This is a genomic window from Bradyrhizobium cytisi, assembly GCF_008123515.1.
In the GTDB taxonomy this organism is placed as follows: Bacteria; Pseudomonadota; Alphaproteobacteria; order Rhizobiales; family Xanthobacteraceae; genus Bradyrhizobium; species Bradyrhizobium cytisi.
This window is the reverse complement of the sequence record NZ_VSSR01000006.1, coordinates 1-14,246: the sequence shown is the minus strand read 5'-3', so window position 1 is coordinate 14,246 and position 14,246 is coordinate 1. Positions and strand designations below refer to the sequence as shown.

Here is a 14,246-nt window from a genome sequence, read left to right as displayed (position 1 = left end):
GATGCTGGTCGACAGTCACTGCCATCTGGATTTTCCTGACTTTGCGGAGGATCTCGACGGGATCGTGTCGCGTGCCCGCGCGGCCGGGATCGGCCGCATGGTCACGATCTCGACGCGGGTGCGGAAGCTCGATCAGCTTCTCGCCATCGCCGGGCGTTACGACGACGTCTATTGCTCGGTCGGCACTCATCCGCACAATGCGGACGAGGAAGACGGCATTGCGCCGGACGAGTTGATCGCGCTGACGCGGCATCCGAAGGTGGTCGCGCTCGGCGAAGCCGGGCTCGACTATTTCTACGACGACGGCTCGCCGGAGGCGCAGGCGAGGGGCTTTCGTGCCCACATCGCGGCGGCCCGCGCCACCGGCCTGCCGCTGGTGATCCACACCCGCGAGGCGGATGAGGATTGCGCGCGCATCCTGCAAGAGGAGGCGGCACGCGGACCGTTTCGCGCCGTGCTGCATTGTTACACCGGCGGGCGCGAGCTGGCTCTGAAGGCGGTGTCGCTCGGGCTCTACATCGGCTTCACGGGCATCCTGACCTTCAAGAAGTCGGATGCCTTGCGCGCGCTCGCGGCCGAACTGCCGGCTGACCGTATTCTGATTGAAACAGATTCGCCCTACCTTGCGCCGGGCAAGTTCCGGGGCAAGCGCAACGAGCCGGCCTATGTGGTCGAGGTCGCAAAAGTGCTCGCCGAGACGCGCGGCGTGTCGCTCGAAGAGATCTCACGCCAGACCAGCGAAAACTTCTTCCACCTGTTCTCCAAGGTGAAAGCTTGAGGTTCTGATCCGCATGACGCTGACGCTGACGATCCTGGGGTGCGGCTCTTCCGCCGGCGTACCGCGCCCGGCCCTCGGCTGGGGCGCCTGCGATCCCAACAATCCCAAGAACCGCCGCCGCCGCTGCTCGCTGCTGGTCGAACAGACCTCGAATCACGGCACCACACGCGTCGTGATCGACACCTCGCCGGACCTGCGCGAGCAGTTGATCTCGACCGATGTCGACCACATCGACGCAGTGTTCCTGACGCACGAGCATGCCGACCAGACCCATGGCATGGACGATCTGCGCTCGGTTGTGATCCATATGCGCAGGCGCATCCCGGTCTATTTCAATCAATCGACCGCGAAAGATATCATGGCGCGGTTCTCCTATTGCTTCATCTCGCCAGAGGGCAGCGACTATCCGCCGATCCTGACGCGGCATTCGATCGAGGCAGGCGGGAGCCAGATCATCATTGGCAAGGGCGGGAACGTGACAATGACCGCCTTCCTGGTCCAGCACGGCAACATTCCCGCGCTCGGCTATCGCATCGGCAATGCCGCCTACACGCCCGACCTCAACGACATTCCGCCCGAGAGCTTTGGCGCCCTGGAAAACCTCGATCTCTGGATCGTCGATGGCCTGCGCTACACCCCGCATGTCAGCCATTTCAGCATCAACGACGCGCTGTCCTGGATCGAGCGCTTCAAGCCGAAACGTGCCATCATCACCAACATGACCGCCGACGTCGATTACGAGGTGATCCGGCAATCGCTGCCATCAGGCGTAGTGCCGGCCTATGACGGGCTGCGGCTGGAGACTCACTGAGCCCATCCAGCGGAAATTTTTCCGCAGGCCGGCATGCTCCTTGCTTTCGCGAGCCCTGTCGTGTTGGTCTAACGTCTCAAAGACAGGCGTCGGATGGAGGCGATAATCAAGCGAGGCTGGCGATATCGCCGAGCTTGATTGAGCCGCAATATGAGGATGGGGGCCGGGTTGGCAGAGCACGGCGACGACGTAACAGCTGTTGGACCTGTCCGACGTATTCTGGATCTGCTCTACCTCGGTGCGGGTTACGCTGCCGGCGTCTTTCTGTTCGCGATCTTCGCCATCATGATGGTCATGTCGATCGGGCGGCAGTTTGCGCTTAACATCCCGGCCGGCGATGATTTTGCATCGTGGTGCATGGCCGCGATGGCGTTTCTGGGCCTCGCCCACACCTTCAAGCGCGGCGAGATGATCCGGGTCGGCCTGCTGCTCGAGCGCTTGCACGGGCGAAGCAAGCAGGTGGCGGAGATCGTGGCGCTCGGCATTGCAACGGCCTTCGTTCTCTACTTCACCCGACATGCCGTGCAGATGACTTACGATTCCTGGCGCTTCAACGACGTGGCGCAGGGCGTCGTTGCGCTTCCTCTCTGGATTCCCCAGCTCGGCTTTGCCGGCGGTCTTGCGATCCTGTCGATCGCGTTGATCGACGAAATGGTCAGTGTCGTCGGCGGCAACCGTCCAAGCTACGAGAAGAGTTCCCCGGACGAGACGCCGGACGAATTCATCGAACGTATCTCGCAAGGCGGCGGCGGTTGACCATGGCCAATCTTGGCATGATCGAGCTGTCGTTCATCCTCCTCGGGGTCATGATCCTGCTGCTGGGAAGCGGCATCTGGATCGCCGTTTCGCTTGGGCTCGTCGGCTTCGTGGCGATGGCGCTGACCACGAGCCTGCCGCTAGGGTCGGTGCTTGCGACCACCACCTGGAGCGCAAGCGCGTCCTGGACGCTGGCGGCATTGCCGCTGTTCATCTGGATGGGCGAGATATTATTCCGAACAAAACTGTCGGAGGAGATGTTCCGCGGACTTTCGCCCTGGGTTCAGTGGCTGCCGGGGCGCCTGACCCATGTCAATGTCATCGGCTGCGGCATCTTTGCAGCTGTGTCGGGCTCCTCTGCCGCGACCTGCGCAACCATTGGCAAGATCGCACTGCCGGAGCTCGACAAGCGCGGCTACGACAAGGGGCTCAGCCTTGGGTCGCTGGCCGGCTCCGGCACGCTCGGCTTGCTGATCCCGCCGTCGATCCCGATGGTCGTCTACGCGGTGACGGCGAACGTGTCCGTGCTTCAGGTGTTCCTTGGCGGCTTCCTGCCGGGCGTGCTCGTGATGGTGCTCTATTCCGGCTACATCATCATCTGGTCGCTACTCAATCCAAAAAAGATTCCGCCGCGCGACCCACCGATGCCGTTTCGCCGGAAGCTGCAAGAGTCCGCCAAGCTCGTCCCGTGCCTGCTTCTGATCCTGGCCGTCTTCCTCTCGCTCGTGCTGGGTTTTGCGACCGCGACTGAATGTGCCGCCTGGGGCGTTACCGGCGCGCTGCTGCTGGCGTGGTGGAGCGGCACGCTCACGCGCAAGACCTTCTTCGAAAGCATCATGAGCGCGACGCGCCTGACCTGCATGATTATGCTGATCCTGGCAGGCGCTGCCTATACGACGGCCGCGATGGCCTATACCGGTATCCCGGCGGCGCTTGCCACCTGGGTCCAGGGACAGCAGCTCACGCCCGGCATGCTCGCGCTGTATCTGAGCATCATGTACATCATTCTCGGGTGCCTGATTGACGGCATCTCGATGATCGTGCTGACTGCGGTCATCGTGCTACCGATGGTCAAGCAGGCCGGGCTCGATCTGGTCTGGTTCGGCGTCTACCTCATCATTCACGTGGAGATGGCGCAAATTACGCCGCCGGTCGGCTTCAACCTGTTCGTGCTCCAGAACATGAGCGGCCGCGATACGTTCACTGTGGCGCGTGCGGCGTTCCCCTTCTTCGTCCTGCTGCTGGCCGCCGTATTCATCATCACCGAATATCCGCAGATTGTGCTGTTCCTGCCCAAGCTCGCCTTTCCCGATTGATCGCACCCGGCTTTCGAAATTGACCGTGAGGAGAAGTACGATGACGCTTCATTTGCTCCGCGCAGGCCTGATTGCAGGCGCCGTGTTGGCCGCTGGGCCGGCCTTTTCCCAGACGAAATGGAATCTGCCGGCAGCATACCCGTCGGACAATCCGCACTCGGAAAATCTGGTTGCCTTTGCCAAGGACGTCGAAGCAGCCACGTCGGGAAAGCTCCTGATCACCGTTCATCCGAACGCTTCGCTGTTCAAGGCACCCGACATCAAGCGCGCGGTCGTGACCGGGCAGGCGCAAATGGGTGAGCTGCTGCTTTCAATTCACGAAAACGAGGATCCCGTCTTCGGGATCGACGTCGTGCCGTTTCTCGCGACCAGTTTCGCGGAGTCGATGAAGCTGTATCAGGCCTCGAAGCCGGCAATCGCGAAGAAACTCGATGCGCAGGGCATCAAGCTGCTCTTCGCCGTACCCTGGGCGCCGCAAGGAGTCTATGTCAACAAGCCGCTCGCCACGATCGAGGATATGAAGGGATTGAAATGGCGCGCCTACAACGTCGGAACGGCGCGCATCGGCGAGCTGGTCGGCGCGCAGTCGGTCACGATCCAGGCGGCCGAGCTTCCACAAGCGCTTGCGACCGGCGTGGTGAATTCCTTCATGTCGTCTGGCGGCACGGGTTACGATTCCAAGGCTTGGGAATCCCTCAAGTATTTCTATGACGTGCAGGCCTGGATTCCGAAGGACTACACCTTCGTCAACAAGGCTGCGTTCGAGGCGCTCGACAAGCCCACGCAGGACGCCATCCTCAAGGCCGCAGCCGCTGCGGAAACACGCGGCTGGAAGGCCTGGGAAGACAAGGCCAATTGGTACATCGACCAGCTCAAAGCCAAGGGTATGATCGTTGAGCCGCCCAGTCCGGCGCTGAAGGCCGGTTTCCAGAAAATCGGCGAGCAGCTCACCGCCGACTGGCTCAAGAAAACAGGCGCTGACGGCCAGGCATTGATCGACGCCTACAGGAAGATGTGAGGACGGGGAGGACTTTCGTCCGCCGCGTGCGAGCGGGCGGAAGTCTCCTGCACGTTCGCTTCCATCGCCAAGATGGCGAGATCACCAAGTGTAACGCAGGACAGCCTTGCCGGTATAGGAGCGTACAAGGCTCGATAGCTCGCTGTCGACATTTGCTGCGGCCGACCATCCGTTGAGCGCTCGCAGCTCGAGCGACACGCCCGTCAGCGCCGAGTTCGGCGCAATCGCGGTGCTGCCTATGACGAAGCCTTGAGGGGATACGGCCTGGAGCACCGCCGGCATCGATTGCGTCGCGCTGAAATCATGTGCCCAGGCAAGACGTCCACGCAAGTCGAGGAGGCCTCCAGCGAGCAGGAACGACGTGCCGGCGCGCAGGCCGAGCTCGCTGCGGCTGTCGGTGAAGCTGTTGCTGCCGGAGGTCGTCGCGGATGGGTCGGCCGCGTAAGCCGGCTGGCCGGGGTTGGTGGCCAGGCGAAACATGGTGATCTGGCCGGCCGCATAAGGCGTGACGCCGAGCCATGGCGTTGCAATCCGGTAGCCGCTTTCGATACGGCCGGAATAGGCATTGGCGTTGATGGCTGGGGCGAGTTGATCGCCGCCGGCCGGCGTCACCTGATGATCGCTGGTGATGGCCTGCCAGCCATAGGCCAGCGCGGTCGCGACATAGGCCGCGCCGATCGTGTGCCTGACGAAGGTGCCGGCCTGGAACAGGTCGGAGCGGCCGCTGGACAAATTGCTGGCAAAGCCGGTGCCGCCGCCGGCGAGCGCAAAACCCACCCGCGTCTGCGGCGAGAGCGAGTAGTCGGCGCCAACCGCCGTGGCAAAGCTCCGGCTGACCGAGCCGTTGCCGCCAGTCGTCATCTGCGAGCCACCGATACCTGAGGCCCAGATGCGCCAGTGCGGAGCCGCGAGCGATGGTTTGCCGTAGATCGCCTCATAGGCTTCCCGCCCAATGCCGCCATGCGTGCGGTCGTTACCGGGATCGGCATAGGCCGAAAGTTCCGAGTCGAATTCGGGTCGACCGATGCCACGCCCGTCGATGGCTGGATCCAGCAGGGTCTGCGTGAATTGCGTCATCGCCAGGAACGTGGCTTGCGCCGTCTCGGTCTGCGACGAAGCAGCAGCGGAGCCACCGCCAAACGCCTGCCGCATGCCGAACCTGCCTGCGGCGGCGAGACCTGGAGCCTCGGCGTTCCAGCCATAGTTCGGCTGCATCCCGGGGCCGCCACCATTTCCATTGCCGTAGGGCACGCCGCCAAGAGCCGAGGCTTGCGGCGGGGGGCCGAGCATCTGGCCACCCGTGCCAGCAAAATTATTGCCGCCGCCGAAATTGCCAAAGCCGCCGCCAGTTGCGTTCGGACCGGGATAGCCAAAATTCTCGGAGCCTGCGAAAGCGCCGTACTCACGCACGACCTGGGCATGCGCCGCGCGCGGCAGCAGCAATCCGGCCGTCAATAGCAGCAGCGCCAGACGCGCACGCACGTCTGTGCTCACGACACCAACCGCATGACGCGCCCCAACCGCGCCGGTCGCCGGCCGCGCTGCCTGCGCGGCGAATCAGGTGGAAACAGCGAATCCGACGGGAGAGAAACGTAAATGCGTCTCTAATATTTTCCAATCTTTTCCTGTGATGTCCTGATGTCGTCGAACAGTCACAATCGTTTCGGGACGACGCGCGATCGTTGCGGCCCGTGTTTCTACATGTGTCTGAAACCGGAACGCACTCAGGCTGTAATCGCCTTGGCCGAGCCGACCTCGTTGCGCAGCAGGAATTTCTGGATCTTGCCCGTCGACGTCTTCGGGATCGGTCCGAACACGACGGCCTTCGGCGTCTTGAAGCCGCTCATATGCGAACGGCAGAAGGCGATGATGTCGGCCTCACGCGGCACCTCCTGCATGGTCTGCGGATTGATGACCGTGACGCCTTCCTCGAGCGGGTAGGGCACACCCTGCCGCCGCTTCATGCGCGCCCGTTCGGGCGCTGGAAGCTCATCCCAGCCGGGCTGCTCGGCGCAGACGGAGGCGGGGCCGTAGACCTCGGTCAGGCCATAGACGTGCGTGAGCTTGATGCCGATGTTTTCCGCACCCTCCAGCACCGCGACTGGCGGCGCGGCGCCTGCGATCAGGCCGACGACGCGGCGGGCCGCGTTGGCTTTGGGTGCGTCGGGCGCATTGATCAGCGTGTTGTAGACGATCGGCGCGCCGCACATGTGGGTGACGCCGTGGGCTTTGATCAGATCGAAGATCCTGCTCGGCTCGACCTTGCGCAGGCAGACATTGATGCCGGCGGCCGCCGCGATGGTCCAGGGGAAGCACCAGCCGTTGCAATGGAACATCGGCAGCGTCCAGAGATAGACCGGATGCTGGCCGAGTTGGCCTGCGAGGATGTTGCTGACGGCGTTGAGATACGCGCCGCGATGATGCGTGACGACGCCCTTTGGATTGCCTGTCGTACCGGAGGTATAGCTCAGCGCGATCGCGTCCCATTCGTCCTCGGGCGGAATCGCCGTGAAGCCGGGATCGCCTTGCGCAACCGCCGCTTCATATTCGATCTCGCCGATGCGCTTGCCGCCCTTGAAGACGGCATCGTCGACGTCGATCACGAATGGCTTTGGCCCGCTCATCTGCGCCAGCGCATCGGTGATCACGCTCGAAAACTCGGGATCGACCAGAATGATCTTGGCGCCGCCATGGTCGAGCTGAAACGCGATCGAGGGCGCGTCGAGACGGATGTTGAGCGCATTGAGCACGGCGCCCGTCATGGGCACTGCGAAGTGCGCCTCGTTCATCGCCGGGACGTTCGGCAGCATCGCCGCGACGGTGTCGCCAACGCCGATGCCCTTGCCGGCAAGATAAGAGGCAAAGCGCTTGCAGCGCTCGTAAGTCTGGGCCCACGTGAAGCTGCGGCCTTCGTAGACGGTGCTGACGTGATCGGGATAGACGGCGGCGCTGCGCGCGAGGAAGCTCAGCGGGCTCAGCGGCACATAATTGGCGGGGGTTTTGTCCAGGCCAATATTGTACTGGCTCTCACGCATCGACACCCTCCTTCACACCGCCTTACAGGAATCCGATCGAGATCCACGGGAAGACCGCGACGATGATCAATCCCACCAGCAGCGCCAGCAGATAACCCCAGATCGGCCTGATGCCCTCAGCCGGATCGACGCGTCCGATGGCGCAGGCGGCATAATAGCCGACGCCGAAGGGCGGGGCGAATAATCCGATGCCCATGGCGAGAATGATCACCATCGCGTAGTGGACCTCGTGCACCCCGACGGCACGCGCAATCGGAAACAACAGCGGCCCGAACAGCACGATCGCCGGGATTCCCTCCAGCACGCTGCCGAGGATGGTGAAGGCCAGGATCGAGACGGCGATGAAGGCCGCCGGTCCCCCGGGCAATCCCGTCATGGCTGATGCCAGCGAGCGCGAGAACCCGGACTGGGTCAGACCCCAGGCCATGCCGGTGGCCGTGCCGATGATCAGGAGGATCGCGCCCGACAGCGCCGCGGTCTCGACCAGCATCGGAAACAGCCGCCGCCAGTCGAAGCGGCGGTAGACGAGGAGGCCGACGAGGGCGCCATAGACGATGCCGATGGTGGAGACTTCGGTGGCGGTGGCGATGCCTTCGACCACGGCGTAGCGGATCACGAAGGGCAGTGCGAGCGCGGGCAGGGCGATGACGAAGGTCTTGCCGATCTCGCTGCCCGTGGCGCGGCGGACATGACTCATATCCTCGTGACGGTAGCGCCACCACACCAGCATGCAGAGCGTGACCGCAAGCACCACGCCGGGCAGGAGGCCGCCGGTGAACAGCGCCGCGATGGAGACGCCGGTGACCGAGCCGATCGTGATCAGCACGAGGCTCGGTGGGATGGTCTCGGTTTGGGCGCCAGTTGCCGCAAGGAGCGCTACGAGATCGCCGGGCTTGGCGCCGCGCTGCTTCATCTCCGGGAACAGCACGGGCGCGACCGCGGCCATGTCGGCGGCCTTGGCGCCGGAAATGCCTGAGACCAGATACATGGCGCCTACCAGCACGTAGTGCAGCCCGCCGCGGACATGGCCGAGCAGGCTCGCCAGGAACGCCACCATGGCCCGCGCCATGCCGGTCATCTCGATCAGGAGGCCCAGGAACACGAACAGCGGCACCGAGAGCAGGATGAGGTGGCTCATGCCCTCGTCCATCCGCCCGACCAGCACCATGACCGGCGTACGCGTGGTCAGCGCCAGATAGCCGAAGATCGCCAGCCCAAAGCCGAACGCAATGGGAACGCCGGCAAAGACGCAGAAGCCGGCGACGCCGACGAAAAAGATGACGAGGTTGAGATTGCCCAGGGGTCGCAACGACGGCTCCGCCAGCCAGAACAAACCGATCACGACGGCGACCGACAGCACGGCGGCCACGACCGTCCGGTAGTCCGCCGCGCGCAGCAGCCGCAGCAAGGCAAACGCCGCCATCAGGCAGATCCCGACCGGGAGCGCAGCGGCGCGCCACATGTTCGAGATCTGGAGCGCCGGCGTGGTGATGTAGCTCTCTTCGTAGGCGTAGTCGTAGGACGGCCAGACGATCAGCGCCAGGAACGCAAGCGCGGCACAGGTCGCGACGAGGTCGAGATAGGCCCGCATCGCCGGCCTGGCGCTCGCGACGATCGCTGTCATGCGCATGTGCTCGGAGCGGCGGAACGCCACCGCCGCGCCCAGCATAGCCAGCCACAGGAACAGGATCGAGGCGAGCTCGTCGGACCAGATCAGCGGCCGGTGGAGACCGTAGCGCGCCACCACGCCGGCAAACAGGATCACGATCTCGGCGACCACCAGGATGGCTGCCGGGATTTCGACGATAAGGCCGAGGATGCGCTCCAGCGAAGCCAGCAACGAAGGTCGGCGAGGGGACTGCACAGCCACCTCGCCCACCACTTCGGTCACCTCAACCTCGATATGAGCCATGACGGCCTGGATGGGTTACGATAGCTTGCCGACGGCCTTTTCCAGGAGCTCCCAGGGCTGCTCGCCGTATTTGCCTTTCCACTCGGCATAGAAGCCGGCGGCGCGCAGCTTGTCGCGGAACGGCGCGACCGTGGGCTGGTTGAAGGTCAGGCCCTTAGCCGCGAGCTCCTGCTGGAGATTGGCGTTCAGCTTGGCCGTGTCCACACGCTCGTTGACGGCGGCGGCATTGATGTTCTTGGCGACGACGGTGCGCACGTCCGCCGGCAGCTTTTCCCACGCGCGGCGGTTGGCCAGGAACCAGAAGCCGTCCCACATATGGTTGGTCAGCGAGCAGAACTTCTGCACCTCATAGAGCTTTGCGGTCGAGATGATGGCCAGCGGGTTCTCCTGGCCCTCGACGATCTTGGTCTGGAGCGCCGAATAGACCTCGCTGAAATTGATCGAGGCGGGCGCGGCATCGAACGCCTTGAACATCGAGGTCCATAGCGGCGACACCGGCACGCGAATCTTGAAGCCCTTGAGATCGTCCGGGCCCGTGATCGGCTTGCTCGACGACGTTGTCTGGCGGAAGCCGTTGTCCCAGATCTTGTCCATGACCTCGAGGCCGGCTTTCTTGATCTCGCCGCGGACATAGCCGCCGAGGTCGCCGTCCATGGCCTTCCAGACCGTGTCGTAGTCCGGGAATGCGAAGCCGATGCCGTTGATCGATGCCGCCGGCACCAGCGTTGCCAGGATCAGGCCGGACAACGTGAAGAACTCGACGCCGCCAGAACGGATCTGGCTCAGCATGTCGGTGTCGGAACCGAGCTGGTTGTTCGGAAAGATCTGGAGGTCGAACTTGCCATTGGTCTCGCTCTTGATCGCGGCCGCCATCTCCTTGGCGCGTACGTTCAGCGGATGGGTGTCAGGCAGGTTGTTGGCATATTTGTAGGAGAACTCGGCGGCCTGGGCACGGGCCACATAAGGCGCGCTGACGCCGCCAAAGACGGCGGTCGCGGCGGAGGCCTTGAGAAGCGTGCGGCGGGAAAAACGCGTTGAAAAGACCATGGGTCTGCTTCCTCGGAAGTTTGTTTTTGTTGTGAGACGCAAACCTATACAGACGTCTGGTCGGCAGTCATCTGCGATCTCGCGAAGCTCGCTTATTGCAGCCGGACAAGGTCGCGGCAATATCGGCTTTCGGCAGATGGGCTGGATTCAAAAACCGGAAAACAACCCCATGCACAGTAGCCGTCCAAGGGCCTGAGGGGCGGATCGAGAACGGCGCCGGAGCGAAGGCGCGGTGCCAGCAATTCCGCCTAAATGTCTGATCTAATTGAATATAATATATTCCATAATATACCTTATGCGAATTACGGGATAACCAAGCCAAGCTGCCTGTAAATGCTGTAGCGCTCACCACAATCCTGCATTCCATTCACACCATTCCTGCACGCGATCCCTCCGGTCCTCTTGCCGGGCCCCTTAGCAGGCCAATCAGAGCTCCACGTCCCCAATGTCTTATGCGAAGCTCACGGTTTGCGAGCGCATCGAGCGTTTGGCAAACATAGACGGCTAAGTTTCGGGACAGACGGTCTCCAGCATGAAAATGGAGAATGGCGCCACTTTCGGCGAATTCGCCGTGTTGAGGGCGCTGAAGGCCAAAGGTGGAGAAGCCCCCTTCTCCGAATTGGCAAAGATTGAACTGCGAGGCATCGCGCTAATCCTTGGCCGAATGCTGTCGCCGCGGTCGCGTCAGAAAGGCGTGTCCGGCCGCCAGGCCGGCCCTTGTTCGTCGCCACTTCGTCGGACCGGCGGTTCATTTTCGCCTGACCAGGTCTGGGTGGAAGGGTGCTGAATATAGCGGGCCGTGGACGCGGTTTGCCGGTAAAACCTTACTCGAATGGACGCCAGATATTGTCGAGGGTTTTGGCGTTGAGGGAGGTACGCGGACGCTCGTAGCGTCGTTTTCGGCCTCAATGGTGTCGATTGACGTGGCTGGCATCTACAAGACCAATCCGACCCGAGAGGACTGGAACACCTTTCGAACTGAGATAAAGCGACATTATCGGCTGCAGGTGCCCCACGAGGCGCTACCCGACCAATTGCGCTGGCCGCCAGGGTTTGCCGCCGCTGGCAAAGAACGGCGCGCTACGAGATGGCCCAGCTGTGCGGTGGCCTCTCTGAGAAAGAGCGAATGCGACAAGAGTATCCAATCCGTCACAGGACCACCAGGTCAGTTTCGATCCAGGCATGTGAAGGAGATGACTACATCGCGGCGATTGTTGAAATCGATCGAGCCACATGCCGGCGAATCCATTCAATCGCTCGCAATTCGGCTCGCGCCGCTTGCGCTCGTCACCCCGGACGAGCTTCTGCGATTAGGGTTGGGGCATGCCGCGGGCCTTTCGTCTTTGCCAACCGACAAGAGCGCAATCGATTTTCTTGCGGATCTGGGCGTCTTCAACCTCGATGATGCAAGGAGTCGCGGTGTTCTGCCGGGGACCATCGGATGCGTTATTTATAAACGTGAGGTGCCGTTCGACTGGATCAACTTGGAAGTGCGTCGGCTCGCCCCCGGAGTTCTGATCGATGATGGCGGGACACCCTTTCACCGTATGGCCTGGCAGCTGAACGCCCTCGATTGCGATCTAGACACTGGAGAAGCTTTGCTCGAGCGGTGCCCTCAATGCGGCAAACTTTTGAGATGGAGCAATATTCAATCTATCGCGAATTGCGGGAATTGCCGCTTCGATATTCGTTGCGCCCCGTTACGATATGTTCCGGCCGATCACCTTTCGTCAGCGCGTAGGATGTCCTCATTCTTGTTGCGCTCTGGCCCGCCCCTGCCCGAGCCCTTCGATCACTTGAACGATGTTAGTGTATGCCACGCGATGGAATGGTTTGCATACTTTGTGAGTAGCGTCTCCTTTGGAAAGCACCTCCGAGCGAGCTGTCAAAACGCAGGCATATGCTTGATAAATTGCGACATTTGGCACATGCTAGGTGACACGTGACGCGAGAGCTAGCATGACTGCCGCAGCCGAGAAACCGGCTCCAAAGGAGCCAGGCAATGATCTGCAGAAGGTGGCCGATCTGCTCGGCGGGCCGCGCATCCTGTCGCGCCGGATTACAAGCGCCCTCGATGCCCACGAACTGCTGCTGGACGGACTGCCAGGCTCTGCGTTGACCCACACCTCGTCCGTCACCTCATCTTCATTCAAACGGACTCGCTGGAAAAAGCCTTCGGAATGAGCCTTCGCACCTTTCAGCGACGCAAGGACGCTCCGGACAAGCCGCTCAGCCAGGAGCAAAGTGGGCGGACCTGGAAGTTTGCCGAAATCCTGGCCAAGGCGACGGAGGTGTTCGGTTCGCAGGAAGAAGCAGAGCAGTGGCTCGAGCGTCCGGCCATCGGTCTTGACCAGCGTCGCCCGATCGACCTGCTTGCGACTCCGGCGGGCGTCGAGCTCGTTGAACAGTACCTCACACGCCTTGCATACGGCGTCTATGCATGACGCCTTCTGTAGAGCCATTGGGAGGCGGCAAGCTCATCGCTTGGCGCGTCGATCAGGCGCGCTTTGCGTCGACCTGGGATAGTGGCGAAGGCGCATTCCAGGTCAGCGGACGGTGGAACAGCAAAAGCGTTCGCGTCGTGTATTGCGCGCTTGATCCAGCGACCGCGATACTCGAAGTGCCGGTTCACAAAGGCTTCAATGCGCTGGCCACTCTGCCGCACATACTGACCACTCCCCTCCTCTAATTGGCGATGCAACGAGGCCGAACCGCTTGGAGGGATTCGACTTCGCAGAAGGTTAGTTGTGCGCATAGCAGCCAATGCCGGCAGAGATTGTGAACTGGTTCACAGATCGCAAAAAAGCTCGCGCGCCGCCCCCTCGAGTATTGCTTGTTTCTGTCATCGAAGTCCGACAGAATTAGAAGGCCGGGATTTAAAGCCCCGGCCGAGGATTACCGGCGTCGCGGAGCGAAGATACTCCGCTCAAGCGACATCTAGGAATGTTGCCTCGGGGTCGCCTCACCCCCGTGAAGCAAAAAGGAATGATATCGTAGCCGTCAAAGGAAGACGATGATGATTGACGACCAGTTGGCGCGTGCACATCGCAACAATATTCGACGCTATCGTCACTTATTGCAAACCAGCCTGACAGAGTTCGAGCGCCAGTTTGTAGAGAGGCGCTTGAACGAAGAACAATCAAAGCTGGAGGTATTGGTCAGCTCGTTCTCAAACGAAGCGCACCTCGAGCGATCACGAGCCCCGGACAGCCGCTTGGCTTAGGTCGCTTCAAGCGCTGCCGCGCCTACTGTGTTGTGCCCACCAATGCACTGCCTCGAGGTTATCTCCGCGGCGATAGCCGGCGCGATCTTAGACGTTGCTGCACGTCCGTGCAGCGTCCCGATCAGACGACTTTAAGGGTGGCGTGCGATGCACGCTGTCAGCTTCGGCCATCTTGAGAAACGTTCTTTGATCGCTCGCCTTCACCGCGTCCTCGACACGGCGGCCGGCAACGGCAGCGAGAATGGCAAGATGGTGATCGATCGTGCCGGACAAATCGGTCTGTCCCGGCATGAAGCGATGGTGGATGTAGCCGATGCATCGAGGTTTGGGTGTCATTCGGCCTGCAATAT

The 14,246-nt window shown here is 62.1% G+C and carries 11 protein-coding genes and 2 pseudogenes; 9 read left to right on the top strand and 4 right to left on the bottom strand.

All coding sequences use genetic code 11. The features are described 5' to 3' along the window. Window position 1: 1 nt before the first annotated feature. The 5 genes from FXB38_RS02705 to FXB38_RS02685 all read left to right on the top strand — a co-directional run bounded on the left by FXB38_RS02705 (window position 2) and on the right by FXB38_RS02685 (window position 4,679). Window positions 2–778, top strand: coding sequence for a TatD family hydrolase (locus FXB38_RS02705; RefSeq protein ID WP_148749236.1), 777 nt, complete (start codon window positions 2–4; stop codon window positions 776–778). 13 nt (window positions 779–791) lie between these two features. Further along, window positions 792–1,589 carry an MBL fold metallo-hydrolase gene (locus tag FXB38_RS02700; protein WP_148749235.1) on the top strand — a complete coding sequence of 266 codons (798 nt, stop codon included), beginning with the start codon at window positions 792–794 and terminating at the stop codon, window positions 1,587–1,589. Between the two features lie 150 nt (window positions 1,590–1,739). Continuing rightward, on the top strand, window positions 1,740–2,345 hold the full coding sequence (locus FXB38_RS02695; RefSeq protein ID WP_148749234.1) for a TRAP transporter small permease: 606 nt from the start codon (window positions 1,740–1,742) through the stop codon (window positions 2,343–2,345). Between the two features lie 2 nt (window positions 2,346–2,347). After that, window positions 2,348–3,661 carry a TRAP transporter large permease gene (locus tag FXB38_RS02690; RefSeq protein WP_148749233.1) on the top strand — a complete coding sequence of 438 codons (1,314 nt, stop codon included), beginning with the start codon at window positions 2,348–2,350 and terminating at the stop codon, window positions 3,659–3,661. Window positions 3,662–3,701: 40 nt separating this feature from the next. Then, window positions 3,702–4,679 carry a TRAP transporter substrate-binding protein gene (locus FXB38_RS02685; RefSeq protein ID WP_148749232.1) on the top strand — a complete coding sequence of 326 codons (978 nt, stop codon included), beginning with the start codon at window positions 3,702–3,704 and terminating at the stop codon, window positions 4,677–4,679. Between the two features lie 81 nt (window positions 4,680–4,760). Here FXB38_RS02685 and FXB38_RS02680 read toward each other — a convergent pair whose 3' ends face one another. From FXB38_RS02680 to FXB38_RS02665, 4 genes are all read right to left on the bottom strand, one after another. Then, the gene (locus tag FXB38_RS02680) at window positions 4,761–6,161 is read right to left on the bottom strand and encodes an autotransporter outer membrane beta-barrel domain-containing protein (RefSeq protein WP_148749231.1); all 1,401 of its coding nucleotides are present in this window, start codon (window positions 6,159–6,161) and stop codon (window positions 4,761–4,763) included. 242 nt (window positions 6,162–6,403) lie between these two features. Then, complete coding sequence (locus FXB38_RS02675) at window positions 6,404–7,714, bottom strand: AMP-binding protein (RefSeq protein ID WP_148749230.1); 1,311 nt, start codon at window positions 7,712–7,714, stop codon at window positions 6,404–6,406. Window positions 7,715–7,736: 22 nt separating this feature from the next. After that, window positions 7,737–9,626 carry a TRAP transporter large permease gene (locus FXB38_RS02670; RefSeq protein WP_148749229.1) on the bottom strand — a complete coding sequence of 630 codons (1,890 nt, stop codon included), beginning with the start codon at window positions 9,624–9,626 and terminating at the stop codon, window positions 7,737–7,739. A gap of 15 nt (window positions 9,627–9,641) precedes the next feature. Continuing rightward, entirely contained in the window at window positions 9,642–10,673 is a 1,032-nt protein-coding gene (locus FXB38_RS02665) for a TRAP transporter substrate-binding protein (protein ID WP_148749228.1), read from the bottom strand. A 1,959-nt stretch (window positions 10,674–12,632) separates the two neighbouring features. Here FXB38_RS02665 and parS point away from each other — a divergent pair. From parS to FXB38_RS43425, 4 genes and pseudogenes are all read left to right on the top strand, one after another. Further along, a pseudogene (gene parS, locus FXB38_RS02660) lies at window positions 12,633–13,117 on the top strand (type II RES/Xre toxin-antitoxin system antitoxin). Next, window positions 13,114–13,359 (top strand): annotated as a pseudogene (locus FXB38_RS02655) (RES family NAD+ phosphorylase); the annotation flags it as partial. The pseudogenes parS and FXB38_RS02655, both read left to right, overlap by 4 nt. A gap of 327 nt (window positions 13,360–13,686) precedes the next feature. Then, on the top strand, window positions 13,687–13,896 hold the full coding sequence (locus FXB38_RS02650) for a hypothetical protein (protein ID WP_430640154.1): 210 nt from the start codon (window positions 13,687–13,689) through the stop codon (window positions 13,894–13,896). A gap of 147 nt (window positions 13,897–14,043) precedes the next feature. Further along, window positions 14,044–14,246: hypothetical protein (locus FXB38_RS43425; RefSeq protein ID WP_210250857.1), on the top strand; the 203-nt coding region annotated here is incomplete at its 3' end.

Excerpts from the sequence above, each read along its gene's own strand:
- FXB38_RS02685 (WP_148749232.1), top strand. The coding sequence starts at position 3,702 with ATGACGCTTCATTTGCTCCGCGCAGGCCTGATTGCAGGCGCCGTGTTG.
- FXB38_RS02670 (WP_148749229.1), bottom strand. The coding sequence starts at position 9,626 with ATGGCTCATATCGAGGTTGAGGTGACCGAAGTGGTGGGCGAGGTGGCT.
- FXB38_RS02665 (WP_148749228.1), bottom strand. The coding sequence starts at position 10,673 with ATGGTCTTTTCAACGCGTTTTTCCCGCCGCACGCTTCTCAAGGCCTCC.
- FXB38_RS02695 (WP_148749234.1), top strand. The coding sequence starts at position 1,740 with ATGAGGATGGGGGCCGGGTTGGCAGAGCACGGCGACGACGTAACAGCT.
- FXB38_RS02705 (WP_148749236.1), top strand. The coding sequence starts at position 2 with ATGCTGGTCGACAGTCACTGCCATCTGGATTTTCCTGACTTTGCGGAG.
- FXB38_RS02700 (WP_148749235.1), top strand. The coding sequence starts at position 792 with ATGACGCTGACGCTGACGATCCTGGGGTGCGGCTCTTCCGCCGGCGTA.
- FXB38_RS02650 (WP_430640154.1), top strand. The coding sequence starts at position 13,687 with ATGATGATTGACGACCAGTTGGCGCGTGCACATCGCAACAATATTCGA.
- FXB38_RS02675 (WP_148749230.1), bottom strand. The coding sequence starts at position 7,714 with ATGCGTGAGAGCCAGTACAATATTGGCCTGGACAAAACCCCCGCCAAT.
- FXB38_RS02690 (WP_148749233.1), top strand. The coding sequence starts at position 2,348 with ATGGCCAATCTTGGCATGATCGAGCTGTCGTTCATCCTCCTCGGGGTC.